Below are 19652 nucleotides of genomic sequence, written 5' to 3'. Positions count from 1 at the left end.
TTAGGAAATAAATCACTTTGGAGGATCGCATGAAAAAAACAGTAAGTGGTTTAATGATCATTAGTCTTTTGACAGGAGTAACGACTACCGTCCAAGCGGTCGATCAGGCGAAGTACGAAAGTAATGGTACCGTTAATTTTGTACCGGATACTGATCCAACTGAGCCAGTCAATCCGATAGACCCAGATCCAGATAAACCGGTTCATCCAACCAATCCAGATGGAACGGATCCAGAACCAGGAACCAAAGGCCCTCTATCGATTGACTTTGCTTCAAGCTTTGATTTCGGTATGAATAAGATCTCGAACAAAACAGAAACGTATTATGCCAAAGCACAAACGTATGTAAATGACGATGGCTCACTTTCTGATCTAGTGACACCGGATTATGTTCAAGTGTCTGATCACCGAGGCAACAATGCCGGTTGGACATTGAAAGTATGTCAAAACGGTCAATTCCAGAATGATGAAACATTAAACAAAACTTTGACTGGTGCAGTGATCCAATTACTGGATCCAGTCGTTAAATCAAATGCAGAAGGTGTAGCTGCACCAACTGCTACCACTGAAATCGCCTTAGATCCAAATGGGGCAGAATCGATCGTACTAAGTGCAGAATCAGATGCTGGTTCAGGGACATGGATCGAAGCATGGGGTGACAAAGTGGAGACAGTCACAACAAAAGACCAAAGAAATAAAGATGTGTCCTCAGTGATCACAAAAAGTGTGTCATTGACCATCCCAGGTAAAACACCAAAAGATGCGGTCACATATTCAACAATATTAACCTGGAATCTATCTGATACACCAGGAAATTAAGAATGGAGAAAATCAAAATGAAAAAATCACAAATGATCTTATTATCAACAATGTTATTAGGCGGAGTATTCAGCACAGTTAGCGTAGCAGCAGCTGATGGTGGGGAATATACATCAAACGGTGTCATCAATTATGTACCAAATACAGATACAACTGATCCAGTTGATCCACTTGATCCTGAACAACCGGTGACACCTGTTGACCCAACAACACCAGACGGTAAACCAGAACCAGGTACAAACGGTCCATTGTCAATCGACTTTGCTTCAAGTCTAGCATTTGGGGAACAAAAAATCACATCTACAACACAAACATACTATGCTGCAGCACAAAAATATAAAGATGCAAGTGATGTTGAAAAAGAAGGACCAAACTTTGTTCAAGTATCTGACAACCGCGGAACTGAAACAGGTTGGACATTGAAAGTGAAACAAAATGCACAATTCAAAACAGCAGAAGATCAAGAATTGACTGGTGCAAAAATCACATTATCAAACGGTAATGTCGTGACTGGTTCACAATCAGCAAAACCAACAGGCGTTGCAACTTTCAGCTTAGACCCAAGCGGTAGTGAATCATTAGTTATGAGCGCAAAAGACGGTGAAGGTGCCGGAACGTATTTGATGGACTGGGGAAATTCAGTTGATACTGCAAAAAACAGTATTGCATTAGAAGTGCCAGGTTCAACAACAAAATACGCGAAAGCTTACAAAACAACTTTCACTTGGACTTTAACAGACGCACCAGGAAACTAAAAGAAATAATCGTGGTCAAAACAAGTGTAAAAGACTTGTTTTGACCTTAATCACGGCGAGAGGAAGAAGTGCCAGAAGTTGCCGTTCTCGGAGCTAGACACTTCTTCTATACCCTCACCTAACATCTAATTTATCAGGGAGTTAAAAAAATTATGAAAAAAAGATTTATCCTTATTGTCAGTCTCTTTGTTGCCATGATAAGTGTGTTACCAGGTCAATCAGCTTTTGCCTCAGAATTTAATTTTGCCGTGACGCCAGTCATTCCGGAAAACCAGATCGATAAAGAAAAAACCTATTTTGATTTATTGATGGAGCCAGATAAGCAGCAAACAATCGAAGTCCAATTACGCAATGATACAGACAAAGATTTAACGATCGAAACGACCATCAATAGTGCAACGACCAACTTGAATGGTGTGGTGGAGTATGGTGAAAATAAAATTGAACCCGATGACAGTTTAGTTTATAATTTAAAGGATTATGCGAAAGCTGAACCTGAAGTAACTTTACCAAAACATGCAGAGGTGACAGTGCCAATCACTGTGACTATGCCAGCAGAAAAATTTGATGGCGTTATGGCAGGCGGGATCACTTTTAAAGAAAAGTCTGATGATACCCAAGATTCTTCGTCAGAAGATAAGGGATTAGCGATCAAAAATGAATACTCTTATGTGGTGGCGTTATTGATTCGTCAAACGATGACAGCAGTCCAACCTGACCTGAAAGCAACGAAAGTGGAACCAGCACAAGTCAATGCTAGAAATGTGATCAATGTTCATTTGCAAAATCCTGAAGCAGCTTATTTGAATCAATTGAATGTAGCAACAACGATCACGAAACAAGGATCAGATGAAACGCTATATGAGAGTCAAACGGAAAGCATGCAAATGGCACCTAATTCTCACTTTGATTATCCGATTTCATTGAACGGTGAAAAGTTGGAAGCGGGTAAGTATACGATGAAGATGACTGCATACGGTGAAAAAGCAGAAGACGGGGAGTATAAAGTTAAAACTTCTAGCGGAACTGAGGAAACCTATAAATATAAATGGGAATTTGAAAAAGACTTTGAAATAAAAGGCGAAGTGGCTAGAGAGTTAAATGAAAAAGATGTGACGATCGAACAAGACAATACGTGGATGTATGTATTATTCGGTATCTTATTATTATTGCTTCTTTTACTGATTTTTATTATTTGGAAAAGAAAAAAACAAAAAGATGAAGAGAAATCTGAAAATAAATAATATCAATCCCTGATAAAAAAACGTCTGACTGATCAAATGGACAAGATCAGTCAGACAATTTTTGCTTGAATCACATAATTTTATTTATTTAAGACGACTGATCAAAAAAGAGGAGAAAAAATGAAAAGACAAAAAATCGCGATATTAGGAACACTTTTATTTGCTGTCGTCTACTTCGAATCTTCAGTATACACACATGCAGAAACGATCATTTATGATCCATTGAATCCGACAGAACATATCCAAATTGAACCATTCACTCCCGAATTACCTGTGACAGACGAGGAAGAGACGGAAGTTGAACAAACTGAACAATCACAAGATATTGCAATTATAAATAACGATAAGCAAGAAGTGAAAAAACAAGAAGAAAATGAATTGTTCTATCCAAATCTTTCAATCCCTAAAGAAAAAAAATCACCTAGACCAAAATTATTGGATAACCAGAATAATATTATTAGCCAAATAGCTAGTACATCACGTAAAATAACCTTAGATGATGATTTTTTTTCTGATAACCACCCATATAATCAAGTGATGTTACCGCAGTCAAGTGGGGCTGGTTCCGCTAATTCAGAGAATGGTCAATTGGCAGCAATGAGTTATTTATTTTCAGGTACGATACTCTATGGAGAAAAACCAGAAGGTAGAGGAAATCAAAATGTTCAAACTATTTTTAGATAAGTCAGCACAACGCAAGTTAGAGTTGCTACGTTATTTGGAAACAAAGCCGCTTTTAGTTGAAAATCATGAAAAAGTGTTAGAAGAATTGGATATCTCTTATTTTTTGCTGAATAAGTCAATGGAAGAATTGTCGCATGATTTCGTGGATTATGGGCTAACGGATGAATTTCAATTATTTTTTGAAGGAAATAATGTGAGACTGATCGAGAGTGGTCGAGGAAATTCGACGATTCTAGGTGAAATGTATGTTCGTCATTCCTTCGGTTTTTTGATGCTGCAAGAAATCTTTTTTGAGACGTTCGAATCTGTGAACGACTATGCGATCAAAAATTATATCAGTCATCCGCTCGTCTATCAAAAATTGAAAGACATGCGCACACGACTAGACGCTAAAGATTTAACGGTCACAAAGAAATTTTTGTTAAGTGGAGAAGAAGGGGCTGTACGTGGATTAGTGACGTTTTATTTCACTAAATTATACGGACGGTCTTATTCTCAATACCCAGCAGAAATCACGAAACAAGTAGAAGAATTGATTCGGGCACTAGAGCCGAAATTTGCCGCTTCATTTACTGGGTTTAGTGAATCCAAACTTCAGCATTTTCTTTCAGTGAGTTTGATTCGCATAAAGAATGGCTGGCGAATGTCCGATAATAAAAAAGCTCGATTGACGTTCAATAAAAAAACGTTACAAAAAAATGATTTCTTTGGGATCATTTATTCTTGGCTGGAAAAAGAGGCGAAGATCGACACGGAAAAAGAGCGGTTGATTGAAGCACAACAAATTTTTGCTTATCTTGTTGTCGAAGGAGCCATCAATGATCCTGAACTTATTGAGGGAGTAGCGCAAAAGGAAATACTCGCGTTGAACGAGTTATTTCTTGAAGAACTTGGGCAATCATTTATTCTATCAGAAAATCAGTTAAAGGAAATCAGAAGACAGTTGACGGTCTTACATTTGAAAATCAAATATTTCAAAGAGGAAAATGTGGATGACAATAACAATTTGGACGTCACTTATTTTTATGAAATGTATCCAGAGTACTTTTTGTTTTGTCGAGAGTATATTCAAAAACATAAAGCGAATAAGCAAATCTGGGCGGCAAAAGAATTTCTGTTTTTCCACTATGTGCTAGTCATGATGGATACATTACCGATCGATCAACAACTGAAACCACTTCGGATTTGTATTGATTTTTCTTTTGGTCCCCAGTTCAATGCGTTGATCAAAGGCAACATCCAGAAAATCTCGGATTTGAATATCATCTATCAAACGAAAGCAGATGAAGAAACTGACCTTCTTTTAACAGATAAAGAAATCTGCTCTTCTGGGGATTTGTTCCAGATCATTTGGTTAGTTCCTCCGCGAGCAGTCGATTGGGCTAATTTTACGAATCAATTATTAAGGATACGTAGAAATAAAATAACTAAAATGAATCTGAATAACTGATTTTCTTGACTGGCGTAATGATCGACCATAACAAAAATGCTACGAAGTCCATTGGTTTGGATGTGAAAACATGATACACTAGATGTATTGTTTTTTGAAAGGATCAGTGGATATGAAGGGTGCAATATTTGATTTAGATGGATTATTAGTTGATACAGAAAAGACTTACCGCGACGGATGGTTATGGGGGTTCAAGCAATTTGACATTGAAATACCTAAAGCAGTCGTTGATTCGTGGGGCGGAAAAAATTGGAAACAAAGCTATGATCTGTTGATAAAAATGGCGGGAACACCAGAGATGGTGCAAAACGTTCGTGAAAAAAGAGAAGAGTATTTTTATCAACAACTGCATAGTGGCGCAATCCAGCTAAAACCTTATGCAAAAGAAGTACTAAAAGAATTGAGGGAACAAAAACTTATCCTTGGTTTAGCAACCACAACAGTTACAAAACGAGCAACAAATATTTTGGATCAATTTTCTTTGAAGCCTTATTTTCATACATATACCTTTGGGGATGAAGTGTCTGAAAATAAACCTTCACCAATTCCTTACCTAACTGCTTTAGAGCGGTCTGGATTAATAGCGTCAGAAGCATTTGCAGTCGAAGATTCATTAGTTGGCGCAACCTCAGCATCACGAGCAGGAATGGGTGTCGTTTTGATTCCAGATTCAAGCTTTGATCGAGCCTATACTGAAAGTGAAAAGGCAGATTTGTCTATTTTAGCGGAAGGCAAGGATCTATTGACAGTGTTGGAGATGTTAGAGAAGCAAAAAGAAAAAAATTAAAATGCTGGAAATGTAGTATTATCAAGGATTTTATCCATTTATAGATCAAGCAAATGATTTTTTTTAAATTTCTTGCTTGACTTTTTGTTTTTACTTAGATAAAGTGTTCTCAACAACAAAGTATAGATTCGTTGATAAGGAAAGTAAGCTTGGAAACTTCAAAGAGAGACTCTGGTTGGTGTAAAGAGTCAAGTAAGAAAAGTTGAAAAATGGCCTTGGAGAATAACTTGTCGATAAGTAGGCAAGTTCGGAAATGTTCGACCGTTAAAACGAACAGCCAATCTCTCGTTAAGAGATGTTGGATTGAGGGAAGGAAACTTCCGAATAAAGGTGGTACCACGATACGTCGTCCTTTTATCAGCAGATATATCTGCTGATAAAAGGATTTTTTTTATATATTTTTTGCGTTGAAATAGTAAGTACAGATACAAAAACCTTTAACAGAGAGCTTCGGTAGCTGAGAAGAAGCAAGGTGGAAGATTTGGAAAATGGCTATTGAGCAATTCACCCCGAGCAACTTTGTAAGGCGGTGACGGTCGCAACCGTTAGCTTGCTAGAGTATGTTTGTACTTGAAAAGGAGTTACATGTGAGTGTAACTTGAACATGAGGTGGTAACACGCAAAAAGGCGTCCTCAAGAAAGTGATGAGTCATTTTCTTGAGGATGCCTTTTTTATCGTCAAATCGAAGGAGGAGTAAAAATGATTGAATTACAAGAAATAAATGTTTCTTTCCAACAAAAAGAAAAGACGATCCAAGCAGTGAAAAACGTGGATCTTTCGATTGCGAAAGGAGATGTCTACGGCATCGTTGGGTATTCAGGTGCAGGGAAAAGTACGTTGGTCCGGGTCATGAATCTTTTGCAAAAACCCACAAGCGGCAAAGTTATTATCAATGGCACAGAGTTAGGGAAACTATCTCCGAAAGAATTACGAAAAGAACGAAAATCGATCGGGATGATTTTTCAACACTTTCACCTAATGGAAAGTCGTACGATTTTTGACAACGTCGATTTCTCGTTGAAATACACGAAAAAATCGAAACAGGAGCGTCGTCAAAAAGTCAATGAACTCTTGGCATTGGTCGGACTTGAAGAAAAAGCGACGGCTTATCCAAAACAACTTTCAGGAGGACAAAAACAACGAGTCGCCATTGCTCGAGCATTAGCCAGCGATCCACAAGTGTTGCTTTGTGATGAAGCAACGAGTGCCTTAGACCCAAAAACGACTCACCAGATTTTAGCTTTATTGAAAAAATTGAATCAGCAATTAGGCTTGACGATCGTTTTGATCACACATGAAATGCAAGTGGTTAAAGAAATCTGCAACAAAGTCGCTGTGATGGAAAATGGCGAAGTGATTGAACAAGGAAGTAGTGTTCAAATTTTCAGCGCACCAAAAGAAGTCTTGACGAAAGAGTTTATTCGAACAGCTACTCACGTTGATCAAGCATTAGAAACGATTCGCTCACACAGTGCTTTCGCAGATCAGTTGACCAATAAATGGTTAGTCGAATTAAACTATGTCGGTACACAGACAAATGAACCGTTGATCGCGCAACTTTATAGCAAATATCAAGTCAGTGCGAATATTTTATATGGAAATGTCGAACTGTTACAAGAAACGCCATTAGGACGTTTGATCGTCACTTTATCAGGAGAAGTCCATCAACGAGAAAAAGCATTGACTTATCTCATAGATTCAGGAGTACAAGCGACGATCCTGCAAAAAAATGGTGCAAGTAAAGAAATGAAAGTTATCCAAGGAGGCCGCTGATATGACTAATTTTTTTGAAACTTATTTACCGAATGTCTACTCGATACCGGATGAATTTATTGAAGCGACGAAACAGACGTTGTATATGTCTTTTTGGACCGCTTTGATCGGAGGCGTGATTGGTCTTGGCTTTGGGATCGTCCTAGTCGTGACACGCCCCAAAGGACTGCTTGAAAATCGGCTGCTTTATGAGCTTTTAGACAAAGTCATCAATGTTGTCCGCTCGATCCCTTTTATCATCTTACTTTCCTTACTAGCATTGACGACCCGCTTTTTAGTTGGTACGACGATCGGTGCTAAGGCTGCTTTAGTCCCCTTGATCTTTGGGGTTGTCCCATTTTTTGCTCGCCAAGTGGAAAATGCATTACTTGAAGTGGACCCTGGAGTCATCGAAGCCGCAGAAGCGATGGGAACAAGTCCTTTAGGGATCGTTTTTAGAGTCTACTTGATCGAAGGATTACCGGGAATCATTCGTGTCTCTGCGTTGACGATCATCAACGTCATTGGTTTGACGGCCATGGCAGGTGCAGTGGGTGCTGGTGGTTTAGGGAACTTAGCTATCTCTCGAGGGTATAATCGTTTTCAAACCGACGTGACCATCGTTGCGACGTTGCTGATCTTGATCCTTGTTTTTTTAAGTCAGTGGATCAGCAATTTATTGATCAAAAAAATATCACATTAAACTGGAGGAATCATCATGAAAAAAATCATTCGTTATACAGTACTCGCTTTTGTTGCACTTATTTGGTTGGCGGGATGTAGCCAAGGAAATGCCGAAACAGATACAACTAAACAAACCACAGTGAAGCTTGGAGTCATCGGAGAAGATACCGATGTTTGGGATGATGTCAAAGAACGGTTAGCAAAAGAAGACATTGAACTCGAGTATGTGAAGTTCACGGATTATAATCAACCAAATGCCGCATTAGCAGATGGCTCGATCGATCTCAATGCTTTTCAGCATCAGTTCTTTTTAGATAACTATAATACAGAACACGGAACAGATCTCGTTTCGATCGGTAATACAGTGAATGCACCTTTAGGGATTTATTCAAACACGATCCAATCGATCGATGATATAAAGGATGGTGCAAAAGTAGCTATTCCTAACGATGTAACAAACGGAGGACGTGCGTTGCTATTGCTACAAACAGCTGGTTTGATCAAAGTAGATCCAGCAAAAGAACAAACGCCGACCACTTCAGATATTACTGAAAATACCAAGAACTTAGATATTTCTGAATTAGATGCGTCACAGACAGCTCGTGCCTTGAGCGACGTTGATCTTTCAGTGATCAATAGTGGTGTCGCAGTAGATTCAGGTTTGACACCAACAAGTGATGCGATCTTTTTAGAACCAGTAGATGACAGTGCTAGACCATATGTCAATATCATTGTGGCAAGAAAAGAAGATGAAAATAACGAAATCTATCAGAAGATCGTTGACACTTATCAAACCGAAGAAACAGCTAAAGTCATCGAAGAAACATCAAAAGGGTCGAGCGTACCCGCTTGGGAAACATTTGGTAAAAAATAAAAAATCGAACTGGAGGAAGTTACTATGACAACATCTACATTAACCACACATTCATTTAAGGAAGCAATCAATCAACGGTTAGCTGAATATCAAGCATTAGCTTTAGATATCCATGACCATCCTGAAGTAAGCAACTACGAGTTTTATTCTTCAGACGCTTTGATCAAACAACTGGAAAAAGAAGGATTTTCTGTTACAAAAGATGTTGCTGGTCATCGAACAGGGTTTGATGCTCGATACAGTTCAGGAAAACCAGGACCGACGATTGCTTTTTTAGCAGAGTTTGACGCGTTACCAGGGATCGGTCATGCTTGTGGGCATAACTTATTTGGCACCTATTCTGTATTAGCCGCAAGTGTTTTACGGGACCGAATCGCTGAGATCGGTGGAGAGATCCGTGTCTATGGCACACCTGGAGAAGAGGGTGGCGAAAACGGCTCTGCAAAAGGAAGTTTTGTTCGAGAAGGCTTTTTTGAAGATGTAGATGCGGCTCTATGTGTCCATCCAGCTTACCGTTATGGTAAAACGACTGAATCATTAGCTAATGATCCGGTGGATATCAAGTTTCATGGCGTAGCTTCCCATGCTGCTGCAGCACCGGAAAAAGGAGTGAATGCTTTGGAAGCGTTGATCCAAGTCTTTAATGGTATCAATGCATTGCGCTTGCAACTGCCAAAAGACGTCAATATCCATGGCATCATCACCGATGGTGGTGTAGCTGCGAATGTGATCCCCGAATATGCCGCAGGACGATTTTACTTGCGAGCAAAAAATCGTCAGACATTGAATGAAGTGTATCAAAAAGTCGAAAATATTGTAAAAGGCGCGGCTTTAAGTACGGGAACAAGTTATGAATTTGGGTTATTCCAAAATTCTGTGGATGATGTGATCGTGACACCATCCTTTGATGAACTGTTTTTCAGTCATGCCAATACAGCGGGCGTACCTGATAAAGAAATCGAAACGAAAGAACAGACAAGTCTTGGTTCTTCTGATGTTGGGAACGTGAGCCATGTGATTCCGACGATCCAACCAACCGTGTCGATTTCTGATGAATATATCGCCGGTCACTCCGAAGAATTCAAAGCGGCTGCTCGCAGTAAAAAAGGGTTAGCTTCCATTGCGATTGCTGCTGAATTGTTGGCAAACACTGCTTTGGATCTATTTGAAAAGCCAGAATTGCTAGAGAAAATCAAACAGGAACATCAAGCAATCCTTGCAACGAAATAAGAGAAGATAGCTATTGGATGAACGTGAATCAAAACATTTGTAAAAAAACATTTAGATTGACAAATTGCAAAGATACATGTAAACTTCATGAAAGTTCACTTTTCATCCAGTAGTAGGTTTGGTGTTTTGTTCAGAAAGTCGGTGGTTGCTGCGAACCGATCAAGCCAAATTTATGAATTACAGGAAAAGTTTTAACAATTAAATCATTCAAATCAAAGTGAAAAACAGATCTGTTTTTAATTAAGGTGGTACCGCGGAGAAATTCGTCCTTAGTTGAAAACAGATCTTTTTGTATTTTTATTAGGGAGGAAACGCAAAATGAATTGTGGCGGAGTCATTCGATATCTACTCTTTTTTAAGACTTAAGTAACTTAAAAAAGGAGAATGGATATGGAAAAAATAAGAAAACCTAGCTTTATTGAAGCAGTAAGTGTATTAATAATTATCGTAGCAACGATTGCAATTGGAGTAGTAGGATTTAAGATTTCACCGAATATCGCGATTTTGATTGCCATTGGTATGGTGATGGTGTATGCAGTAGTGAAAAAGCATCCAACAGATATGTTGCATGAAGGAATCATCAACGGACTAAAACCGGGTATCATTCCGATCTTTATCTTTATTTTAGTCGGCGCATTGATCGCTGTTTGGATCCAAGCTGGTATCATTCCAACATTGATGGTCTATGGGTTTAAAATCATTAGCGTTCCTTGGTTTGTGCCATCAGTTTTTGTTGTGTGTGCGATCGTCGGAAGTGCAGTTGGGAGTGCCTTTACAGTCATGTCAACGATCGGGATCGCCTTTTTCGGAATCGGTACAACTTTGGGATTGAATCCAGCATTAGTAGTGGGTGCCATCGTGTCTGGGGCAGTTTTTGGAGATAAAATGTCGCCATTATCTGAATCGACCAATCTGGCAGCAGCAATCGTTGATGCCGACCTTTTCAAACATATTAAACATATGATGTGGTCAACGCTTCCCGCATTTTTTGTTTCTTTGGTTCTGTTTGCATTTCTAGGGCACACAGATAAAGGTGCGAGTTTGGCGGAAATCCAAAATGTGACCACGATTTTAGAAAACAACTTTACGATTTCAGTCTGGTCATTACTACCTTTATTCTTGATGCTGATTTGTGCATGGAAAAAAGTGCCAGCAATCTTAACGATCCTATTGAATGTAGCTGTCGCCGTTGGAATGATCTTTATCCAGACACCAAGCACTTCATTTACACGCTTAGCAACAGTTCTTGAATCTGGTTTTCTTTCGGAGACTGGAAACGCACAAATCGATGCGTTACTTAGTCGTGGGGGGATCGAAAGTATGATGCCGACTGTTTCGTTGATTATTCTTACGCTTTCATTGGGTGGACTATTGATTGAATTCGGCTTGATCTCTACGGTGATGGAGGTCGTATCGAAAAAAATGACAACGACTCCTCGATTGATTTTTACGACACTGATGACAAGTATCGGTGTGAATTTATTTATCGGCGAACAATTTTTATCGGTGATTCTACCAGGAAATGCCTTTAAAGAAACGTACAAGAAAGCAGGCCTTGATTCAACTGTTTTGAGTCGTACGTTAGAAGATGGAGGAACAGTCATCAACTACCTCATTCCTTGGGGCATTGCCGGCAGTTTTGTCGCCAGCACGTTTGGTATCCCAACCATGACTTACTTACCATTCGTCTTCTTCAGCTTGCTTTCTCCAGTCTTTTCAATGGTTAGTGCAATGACTGGACTAGGGATTGCTAAAAAGAAAGAAGAAAAGGGAAACTTGAGCGATGTGAAGGATACGATGTAAAAAAATAAAATAAAAAACAGTCACCAGTATGATCAGGTGGCTGTTTTTTTGACAGGAATAATTATTTTTATATCAATCCAAGCGATCAATCAATTCCTTCATTTCATCGATTTCTTTTTCTTGTGCTTCGATGATTTTTTCTGCTAACTTTTTGACCTCAGGATCTTCTAGATTGGCACGCTTACTTGTTAAAATAGCAATAGAGTGATGAGGGATCATTGCTTTCATCCATGCCACATCATCAACCGTCGTTTGACTACGGACCATGAATAACGAACCACCAAACACCAACAAGCTGATCGTTAAGATCATGATATTCAGCTTCTTATGTTCATACATTTTCCACATGAAAAGTAACATGATGATTGCCATGACAGCACCCATCATCAATGCCATAAAGACCCTTGTCCGACTAAAGAAGAGATGGTCGATCGAATAAACATTTAGATACATCATCCCAAACATAATAACTGTTGAAACAATGATCATTAACAAAAATTTCCCGTACTTTTTCATAAATAAAACCCCTTTTTACTTTTTACAAGACTATCATCTCAGCAATAAATGCACAAAGCAAATGAAGTGCACACAAAAAATGAGCGAGCAGTTTTTTTGTTGATTTGCCTATAAAGAAGTCAGGACTATCAAAAGTCAAGTGACTGACTTTTGATAGTCCTGGCTCGTTCAAGGGGAAGTTTTAATCATATTTCAGCTGTTTAAATAGAAGAGAAGGGTTCATTATCTATGACAAAGACATCCTTTTTCTTTTGATAGCTAAAGAAAATACCAGCATATAGTAGAGCAGTTAGTACGGTCACACCGATTGAATTTGTCATTAGGATCCCTATCAAAATCAAGGTCAATGCAACTAAAGCAAATAGGTTGAAGCCTTTTGCTTTCCAAGTGCCTTTCTTTAAAGCCAAACGAAAGGCGGCTGCACTGATCATCAACCAGATCACCAGTACCGTATAAGAAAGGGAACCAGCTAAATAACTAAAGAGTTTATCACCAACGAAATAAGAAAGGATAACGCCAAGGTATAAAACACTTGTACAAAATAGTACAGCACGCTGCGGAACCGAATGCTTATTCAATTTTGCCAGCTTTTTAGCTGATCCTTTATTGTCTTTCAAACGGAAAAACAATAGCCGAGAAGAGGCGTAAACCCCCGAATTGATTGATGAAAATAGTGCCAAGACAATGACAAAATTCACGATATCACTAGCAAAAGGGATATTCATCTGTTCAAAAACTAAGACAAAAGGACTAACCGATGAACCAGCTAAAGTATTCCAAGGAAAAAGAATCAGTAATAAGAAAAGTGGAATAATATAGAAGGAAACGATTCGGCCCATAACGCCTTTGATTGCTTTAGGTATCGCTTTTTTAGGATCATCTGCTTCACTGACTGTGATTGCGATCAATTCTGATCCGCCATATGAATAGATGACTACAAGTAAAGAACTAACAACCCCTTTTAATCCGTGAGGAGTGAAACCACCGTGATCAGTCAGCTGACTTAATGTAGGAAAAATCCCAGTTCCCAGCATTTGTTGTCCAACGAGATAAAGACCAAAAAGAATCATTAAAACAATGACACTGATCTTCGCAAAAGCTAACCAATACTCTGTTTCAGCAAACAAACGAACGGAGTAAAGATTGATCAAAGTTGTTAAAATCGCCAAAAGTAAAATGAAAAACCAAGCGGGGACATGCGGAAACCATAATTGTAAAAATGATGCCGCCGCTACAGCTTCAGCGATGATATTGATCATCCACATCGAGTAATAGACCCAGTCAACGAAGTCTGCGGAATGATTGCCCAAGTAAGGACGAATCAAACCAGATAAACCATGTTGCGTATCGCCACCGTCTAAAACCAACTTACCTAGGCCACTCATGACAATAAATAAAATGCCGCCACCAATCAAAAAAGCAAATAAAACAGCAGGACCAGCGATACCAATGGCTTCTCCACTTCCTTTAAATAAACCAGCACCAATCGCGCCACCAAGGGCAAGCATGGTGATATGTCTGGAACTAAGTTGTTTTTTTAACTTTGTTTGTTCTGTACTTTCCATAAACATCCTCTTTTCTAAAACATGAATGAAAAAAATCAATCGGTCGTAAAATAATATTGTCTATCATAACAAATTATCTGACAATTACAACTATTCTGAAAACTTTTTTGTATCTTTTAATGAAAAAATCATAGAACTCTTATTTGTTTAGATAATTATTGTTATATTTCTATGGGAAATCACTTAAAACGAAAGCGTTTCATTCGCTTTTTCCTTTCATACAGGGCTATTATTAGAGGAAACCCATACTTAATCGGTTTGATTCAAGGAAGTATAAATAAGGAGTTGATGACTATGACCCAACACGAACGATTACTTGTAGCGAAAAATAAAGCATTATATTTTTTCCCATCTTTGCAAACGATGGATGTCATCTCAGCGAAAGATTTAATGGATGATTCATTTATGTCATCGTTCCAACAGCAACTCAAGCAATATAAACTAATTATCTTTTTAGATTATGGGTTTGATGTCGCATTTGCTTCTCGTATTCGGCCACACACACAGGCGAAGATCATTCTATTCTTTTGGAACCATTTTAAAGAAGAGCATCATCAGTTATTGAAGAAAGCGGAAGCAGAAACAGCAATTGATGACATTTTCCATTTCGATATTTTAGAAGCCAAAAAATTGGGAATCAAGCATAACAGTTCTTTTTATTCAAAAGACATGCCTTTGCCAAAAGCTGAAGTCACGACTGATTTATTTTTTGGAGCCACTGATAACGGCAGAAAACAACGAGCAGATGATTACCGATCAGCATTTGAACAGTTAGGTGTCTCAACCAATTTTTATATTTTACCAAGTCGTGGAAATGATCAAGAGGGATATTTGACCTATACAGAATACTTGCAAAAGACGAATGGTTCTAAAGGGATCTTGGAATTGTTGCGGGAAGGTCAAAGCGGTGTAACTTTAAGAACATTCGAATCAATTTTCTTCAATAAAAAATTAGTTACTGATAACAAAGCGATTTCTGGTTATCGTTTCTATAACCCACAAAATATCTTCTTATTGGGAGAAAGAAACTTGGAAGAACTTCCGGCGTTTTTAAGTAGCCCTTATCAAACCGTCGATCGCGAAATCATTGAATTTTTTGATGCGGAAAATTGGGTACAGCGCTTTGTTGATGTTGATCCTGAAGTATTTTCAATCTATGAGTACAGTGGTATTGAAGCACGTTAGATATGATATAGTAAAAGAAAACACTTCATTCAATAATCACGAAAAAAGGAGTTTCAGTATGAAATTACTTGCGGCGATCGATTCATTCAAAGGCAGTGCAACTTCAAAAGAACTCAACCAAGCAGTATTGGAAGGTTGGGGTGAGGCAGAACAAAAAATCAATCAACCAATTGCTGATGGCGGTGAAGGAACTGCTGAAGCCATTTACGCTACATTAGGTGGTGAGTGGCGAACACTTTCTTGTCCAGATTTACTTTTTCGGAAAAAAGAGTGCCGCTACTTGTTGACACAAAAAAAGAACCGTAAATTAGCGATCATTGAATCCACAGAAGTGATTGGCTTAGACTTGCTGACCAAACCCACCGATCAAACGATCCGACTAGCCTCTAGTTTTGGGTTAGGAGAGCTGATCAAAGATGCCTTGAATCAGTTCGTCGATGAGATCATTGTTACACTAGGCGGAAGTGGATGTTCTGACGGCGGCTTAGGTCTGTTACAGTCTTTAGGAGCCAAATTAAATGGTGTCACAGAAGGGAATCCTCTATTAACGATCAATGAACTCGACTTGTCGCAATTAATGAAAATCAATCAAACTGTGACGATTGCGGCAGATGTAACGAATCCTTATACTGGCGGACAAGGCGCTACCCAAATGTTTGGCAAACAAAAGGGCGGATCACCAGAGACATTAGCTTGTTTAGAAGAACAAGCAGAAAAAATCGTTGAACAAATCAAAATAAAGACAGCAATCGATTTGAATCAGCTAGCTGGCAGTGGTGCCGCTGGTGGGATCGGTGGCGCTTTAGCGATTGTCGGAGCCGAGATGAAATCGGGCTTCACGCTTGTTTCTGAATTAGTCGACTTAGAAGCTAAAATCAAAGAGTCAGAAATCGTGATCACAGGAGAAGGCCGAATCGATCAACAAACGATCCATGGAAAAGTGCCATACGGTGTAGCATTGCTCGCTAAAAAACACGGCAAAAAAATCGTGGCGATCTGCGGAAGCCGTGAGAAAGAATTAGGTGAACTAGCGTCGGTTCTTCCCAGTGTATTTAGTATTCAGACAGGCCCGATCTCTCTTGAAAAAGCATTGGATCATCAGGAAACATTAGAAAGCGCCAGATTACTCTCACAAGCAATCAGCGGAATATTTCGATGATCTACCAGTTGACAGTCTTAAAACGTCTGTGGTAATCTAATGGCAAATAAAGACAAAGTGAGGGATCCGCGCATTGAAAAACTAAGTCAATTGTTTGAAGCTGCATTTTAACTATACCTTGTTCGATCAAGGGCGTAGTATGCAGATTTTCAGAATTGGCTAGTTTCAATGAGTGGGTCTCTTTTTTGTACTCATCTTCTTTGACCAGTTCTGAAAATAGGACTGGTCTTTTTTATAACGAGGTGAAGATAAATGTCTAAAATCGAAATAAAACAATTAACATTTGGCTATGATAGCCAAGAAAATATGCTATTCGATCAAGCTGAGCTAAATATTGATACGACATGGAAACTAGGGCTGATTGGTCGAAACGGTCGAGGGAAAACAACCTTACTGAACATTTTACAAAACAAATTACCCTATCAGGGACAAGTGATCCATCAACAAGAATTTGTTTATTTTCCGCAACAGGTAAAGGAAACAAACCAACTGACCTATGATGTCTTGTTAGAACTCTCAAACTGTGAGCTGTGGGAGATCGAACGTGAATTGATGTTGATGCAAACTGATCCCGAAATACTCTGGCGGCCGTATGCGTCCTTATCTGGTGGAGAAAAAACAAAAGTATTACTTGCGCTCTTGTTTACGGATGATCAACATTTCCCACTGATCGATGAACCAACGAATCACCTCGATGTCCTTGGTCGCCGTCAAGTAGCAGAATACTTGCATAAGAAAAAACAAGGCTTTATCGTTGTCAGTCATGATCGCCAGTTTATCGACGAAGTTGTCGATCATATTTTGGTCATCGAAAAAAGTCAGTTAGAAATCTATCAAGGAAACTATTCGATCTATGAAGAACAAAAGCGTAGAAAAGACGAATTTGAATTAGCTCAAAATCAAAAAATCAAAAAAGAAGTCACTCGCTTGAAGAAAACGGCAGCTGAAAAAGCTGAGTGGTCACGTTCACGTGAAGGAGATAAAACAAAAAAACGTGTCGGTTTTATTGATACCGAAGCACGGCGAGTCGACCGTGGCTCAATCGGAGCGGATGCTGCACGGACAATGAAACGATCCAAGGCGATCGTGAATCGTATGGAGAACCAAATTAGCGAGAAAGAAAAATTATTAAAAGATTTAGAGTATATCGATCCATTGAATATGTTTCCGAATCAGTCTCATCATAAACGCTTATTGACCGTGGAAAATCTACAGCTTGGTTATGAAGAGATGCTTTTTGAACCCGTTAGCTTTAGTATCGAGCAGCAACAATGTATCGCAATAACTGGGCCTAATGGTAGTGGGAAATCGTCGATCATCCAGTATTTATTAGGAGACTTTAACGGTCAAGCTAAGGGAGAAGTCCTGCGTCCAGCAACAGTTAGTATCAGTTACGTTCGTCAAAACTATGAAGATAATACCGGTACATTAACAAGCTTTGCACAAAACCATCAGCTAGACCTTGAACTCTTTTTAAATAATCTACGTAAATTAGGAATGGAAAGAGACGTATTCCATACGCGCATTGAAAACATGAGTATGGGTCAAAGAAAAAAAGTCGAATTAGCCAAATCATTTGCGCAATCCACTGATCTTTACATTTGGGATGAGCCATTGAATTATTTAGATGTCTTCAATCAAGAACAAATCGAACAATTATTATTGCAAGTCAAACCAGCGATGTTGATCGTCGACCATGATCAGCGATTTTTAGAAAAAGTTGCTACGCAAAGGATCGACTTACAAAGAATAAAATAAAGATACTATTAAATAACTGGTACTAGCTTAACCGAGACCGATTCTAAGCGGATGGTTCATTTCAATCGGGATTGTATGATAGAATTGAATGAGCATAAAACAAAGGAGAGTTATTTAATGTTATATATCACTAGACACGGAGAAACAACTTGGAATGCTCAAGGGTTAGTTTGTGGTCATGCAGATATCGAATTAACTGAAAAAGGCAAACAACAAGCAGAAAAACTTGCTGAGAAAGTGGCAGGATTGGAAGTGCCGATCACAAAAATCATTCATTCCCCTTTACAACGCGCGCGCGATACTGCGCAAGCGGTAGCAAAAAAAGTCAATCTACCAATGACAGTGGATGATCGTTTGATCGAGATGGACTTTGGCGATTACGACGGACGTCCTAGCGAAGACAAAGACTTTCAAGAAGCTCGCCAAAATTTTGCAGTACGGTTCCCAAACGGGGAATCGGTTTTAGATGTATATGCACGGATCACACCGTTACTAAAAGAGTGCTTAGAAGACGAGGAAAATGTTTACTTGCTTGTCTGCCATAATGCACTGATCCGAATCATCAATGCGTATTTTCACCCTATGCCGAATGATACATTCTTTGACTTTTTTGTTGATAATACGGAACTGGTTACCTTTGAATAGCTGTAATTTATCAGGGATGTAACAAAATAACTAGAGAATGTTATCGTAAAACTTTTTTCTAAAATAATTTATTTTTTCTTTCCATGAAGATTATTTCACATAAGTACGCTTTCATGGTATAATTCCATAGGAATACAAAAAGAGAGGAAGAAATTTCATGCTATCAAAAAAATTATCTTTATTAGGTTTAACTGCAACAGCACTTTTGGCTTTAGGAGCGTGTGGTGCTGACAACAATGATTCATCTAATTCTAGCTCAGCTTCATCAACAACAGAAGTAAGTACAACAGAAAGCTCAGCAGATGTTGTATCAACTGCTTCAATCAGTGATGACCCAACTGTTTTAGAAAAAGCAATGTCAGCTGACGGCAACTGGATCGTTGCAGCAACAGGTGATGTGACATTCTCAAACGATGTAACAATCGCGGGTGAATTCCATGACAAAGACGATGCAAGTGCAGACATCTACCGTAAAATCGCATTGTACTCACAAGACGATGACCGTAACGTAACAGCTGAATACACAGTGACTGTTCCGACATTGATCGTTGAATCAGAAAACACAAATATCGTTCACGGAACAATCAAAGGTGACGTACTAGTTAAAGCAAATGGCTTTGTATTAGACGGAGCAAAAGTTGAAGGTAACGTAACATTTGAAAAACAAGAATACCAAGATTCAGCAAAACTTGACGAAAACGACGCATCAGTAACAGGCGACGTAACAGTTAGCGAATAATCA

18 protein-coding genes and 2 other annotated features are annotated in these 19652 nt (G+C 38.8%); of the genes, 16 read left to right on the top strand and 2 right to left on the bottom strand.

Annotated features, from left to right (window positions below; translation table 11 throughout):
- The first annotated feature begins 29 nt into the window (after window positions 1-29).
- The 11 genes from JZO83_RS12225 (at window position 30) to nhaC (ending at window position 12082) form a co-directional block, all read left to right on the top strand.
- The gene (locus JZO83_RS12225) at window positions 30-818 is read left to right on the top strand and encodes a WxL domain-containing protein (protein WP_206854046.1); all 789 of its coding nucleotides are present in this window, start codon (window positions 30-32) and stop codon (window positions 816-818) included.
- 17 nt (window positions 819-835) lie between these two features.
- Window positions 836-1573, top strand: coding sequence for a WxL domain-containing protein (locus tag JZO83_RS12220; protein ID WP_207115905.1), 738 nt, complete (start codon window positions 836-838; stop codon window positions 1571-1573).
- Window positions 1574-1725: 152 nt separating this feature from the next.
- Window positions 1726-2817 carry a DUF916 and DUF3324 domain-containing protein gene (locus JZO83_RS12215; RefSeq protein WP_206854042.1) on the top strand — a complete coding sequence of 364 codons (1092 nt, stop codon included), beginning with the start codon at window positions 1726-1728 and terminating at the stop codon, window positions 2815-2817.
- A gap of 120 nt (window positions 2818-2937) precedes the next feature.
- Complete coding sequence (locus tag JZO83_RS12210) at window positions 2938-3501, top strand: hypothetical protein (protein WP_207115904.1); 564 nt, start codon at window positions 2938-2940, stop codon at window positions 3499-3501.
- Window positions 3479-4951 carry a helix-turn-helix domain-containing protein gene (locus tag JZO83_RS12205; protein ID WP_206854039.1) on the top strand — a complete coding sequence of 491 codons (1473 nt, stop codon included), beginning with the start codon at window positions 3479-3481 and terminating at the stop codon, window positions 4949-4951. The genes JZO83_RS12210 and JZO83_RS12205 overlap by 23 nt, the downstream gene beginning before the upstream one ends.
- Window positions 4952-5063: 112 nt before the next feature.
- Window positions 5064-5738, top strand: coding sequence for an HAD family phosphatase (locus tag JZO83_RS12200; RefSeq protein ID WP_206854037.1), 675 nt, complete (start codon window positions 5064-5066; stop codon window positions 5736-5738).
- Between the two features lie 122 nt (window positions 5739-5860).
- Window positions 5861-6095 (top strand) — a binding site (T-box leader).
- A gap of 41 nt (window positions 6096-6136) precedes the next feature.
- Window positions 6137-6376: a binding site (T-box leader), on the top strand.
- A 62-nt stretch (window positions 6377-6438) separates the two neighbouring features.
- Window positions 6439-7512 (top strand): methionine ABC transporter ATP-binding protein, encoded by a 1074-nt coding sequence (locus tag JZO83_RS12195; protein ID WP_207115903.1) that lies wholly within the window; start codon window positions 6439-6441, stop codon window positions 7510-7512.
- Window position 7513: 1 nt separating this feature from the next.
- Window positions 7514-8194, top strand: a complete 681-nt coding sequence (locus tag JZO83_RS12190) for a methionine ABC transporter permease (RefSeq protein ID WP_206854032.1) — start codon at window positions 7514-7516, stop codon at window positions 8192-8194.
- A gap of 15 nt (window positions 8195-8209) precedes the next feature.
- On the top strand, window positions 8210-9049 hold the full coding sequence (locus JZO83_RS12185) for a MetQ/NlpA family ABC transporter substrate-binding protein (RefSeq protein ID WP_207115902.1): 840 nt from the start codon (window positions 8210-8212) through the stop codon (window positions 9047-9049).
- A 24-nt stretch (window positions 9050-9073) separates the two neighbouring features.
- A complete protein-coding gene (locus JZO83_RS12180) occupies window positions 9074-10279 on the top strand; it encodes a M20 family metallopeptidase (RefSeq protein WP_207115901.1) in 1206 nt (401 codons plus the stop codon).
- 390 nt (window positions 10280-10669) lie between these two features.
- Window positions 10670-12082: a Na+/H+ antiporter NhaC gene (nhaC, locus tag JZO83_RS12175; RefSeq protein ID WP_206854024.1), complete on the top strand. Its 1413-nt coding sequence runs from the start codon at window positions 10670-10672 to the stop codon at window positions 12080-12082.
- Between the two features lie 72 nt (window positions 12083-12154).
- Here the strand turns inward: nhaC and JZO83_RS12170 are convergent, their stop codons facing one another.
- Together JZO83_RS12170 and JZO83_RS12165 are read right to left on the bottom strand one after the other, a co-directional pair.
- Window positions 12155-12598: a DUF305 domain-containing protein gene (locus JZO83_RS12170; RefSeq protein WP_206854022.1), complete on the bottom strand. Its 444-nt coding sequence runs from the start codon at window positions 12596-12598 to the stop codon at window positions 12155-12157.
- 200 nt (window positions 12599-12798) lie between these two features.
- Window positions 12799-14163, bottom strand: coding sequence for an amino acid permease (locus tag JZO83_RS12165; RefSeq protein WP_206854020.1), 1365 nt, complete (start codon window positions 14161-14163; stop codon window positions 12799-12801).
- A 294-nt stretch (window positions 14164-14457) separates the two neighbouring features.
- On the opposite strand from JZO83_RS12165, the gene JZO83_RS12160 reads away from it, so the two are divergent.
- From JZO83_RS12160 to JZO83_RS12140, 5 genes are all read left to right on the top strand, one after another.
- Window positions 14458-15348, top strand: a complete 891-nt coding sequence (locus JZO83_RS12160; protein ID WP_207115900.1) for an oligosaccharide biosynthesis protein Alg14 — start codon at window positions 14458-14460, stop codon at window positions 15346-15348.
- A 58-nt stretch (window positions 15349-15406) separates the two neighbouring features.
- On the top strand, window positions 15407-16507 hold the full coding sequence (locus JZO83_RS12155) for a glycerate kinase (RefSeq protein ID WP_207115899.1): 1101 nt from the start codon (window positions 15407-15409) through the stop codon (window positions 16505-16507).
- Between the two features lie 252 nt (window positions 16508-16759).
- The gene (locus tag JZO83_RS12150) at window positions 16760-18265 is read left to right on the top strand and encodes an Lsa family ABC-F type ribosomal protection protein (RefSeq protein WP_207115898.1); all 1506 of its coding nucleotides are present in this window, start codon (window positions 16760-16762) and stop codon (window positions 18263-18265) included.
- Between the two features lie 117 nt (window positions 18266-18382).
- Window positions 18383-18910, top strand: coding sequence for a histidine phosphatase family protein (locus tag JZO83_RS12145; RefSeq protein WP_206854011.1), 528 nt, complete (start codon window positions 18383-18385; stop codon window positions 18908-18910).
- Between the two features lie 157 nt (window positions 18911-19067).
- The gene (locus tag JZO83_RS12140) at window positions 19068-19649 is read left to right on the top strand and encodes a polymer-forming cytoskeletal protein (protein ID WP_206854009.1); all 582 of its coding nucleotides are present in this window, start codon (window positions 19068-19070) and stop codon (window positions 19647-19649) included.
- The last annotated feature ends 3 nt before the right edge of the window (window positions 19650-19652 follow it).

This window comes from Enterococcus sp. DIV1298c (genome assembly GCF_017316315.1).
Taxonomy (GTDB): Bacteria; Bacillota; Bacilli; order Lactobacillales; family Enterococcaceae; genus Enterococcus_B; species Enterococcus_B mangumiae.
This window is presented reverse-complemented; position numbering and strand designations above follow the sequence as displayed.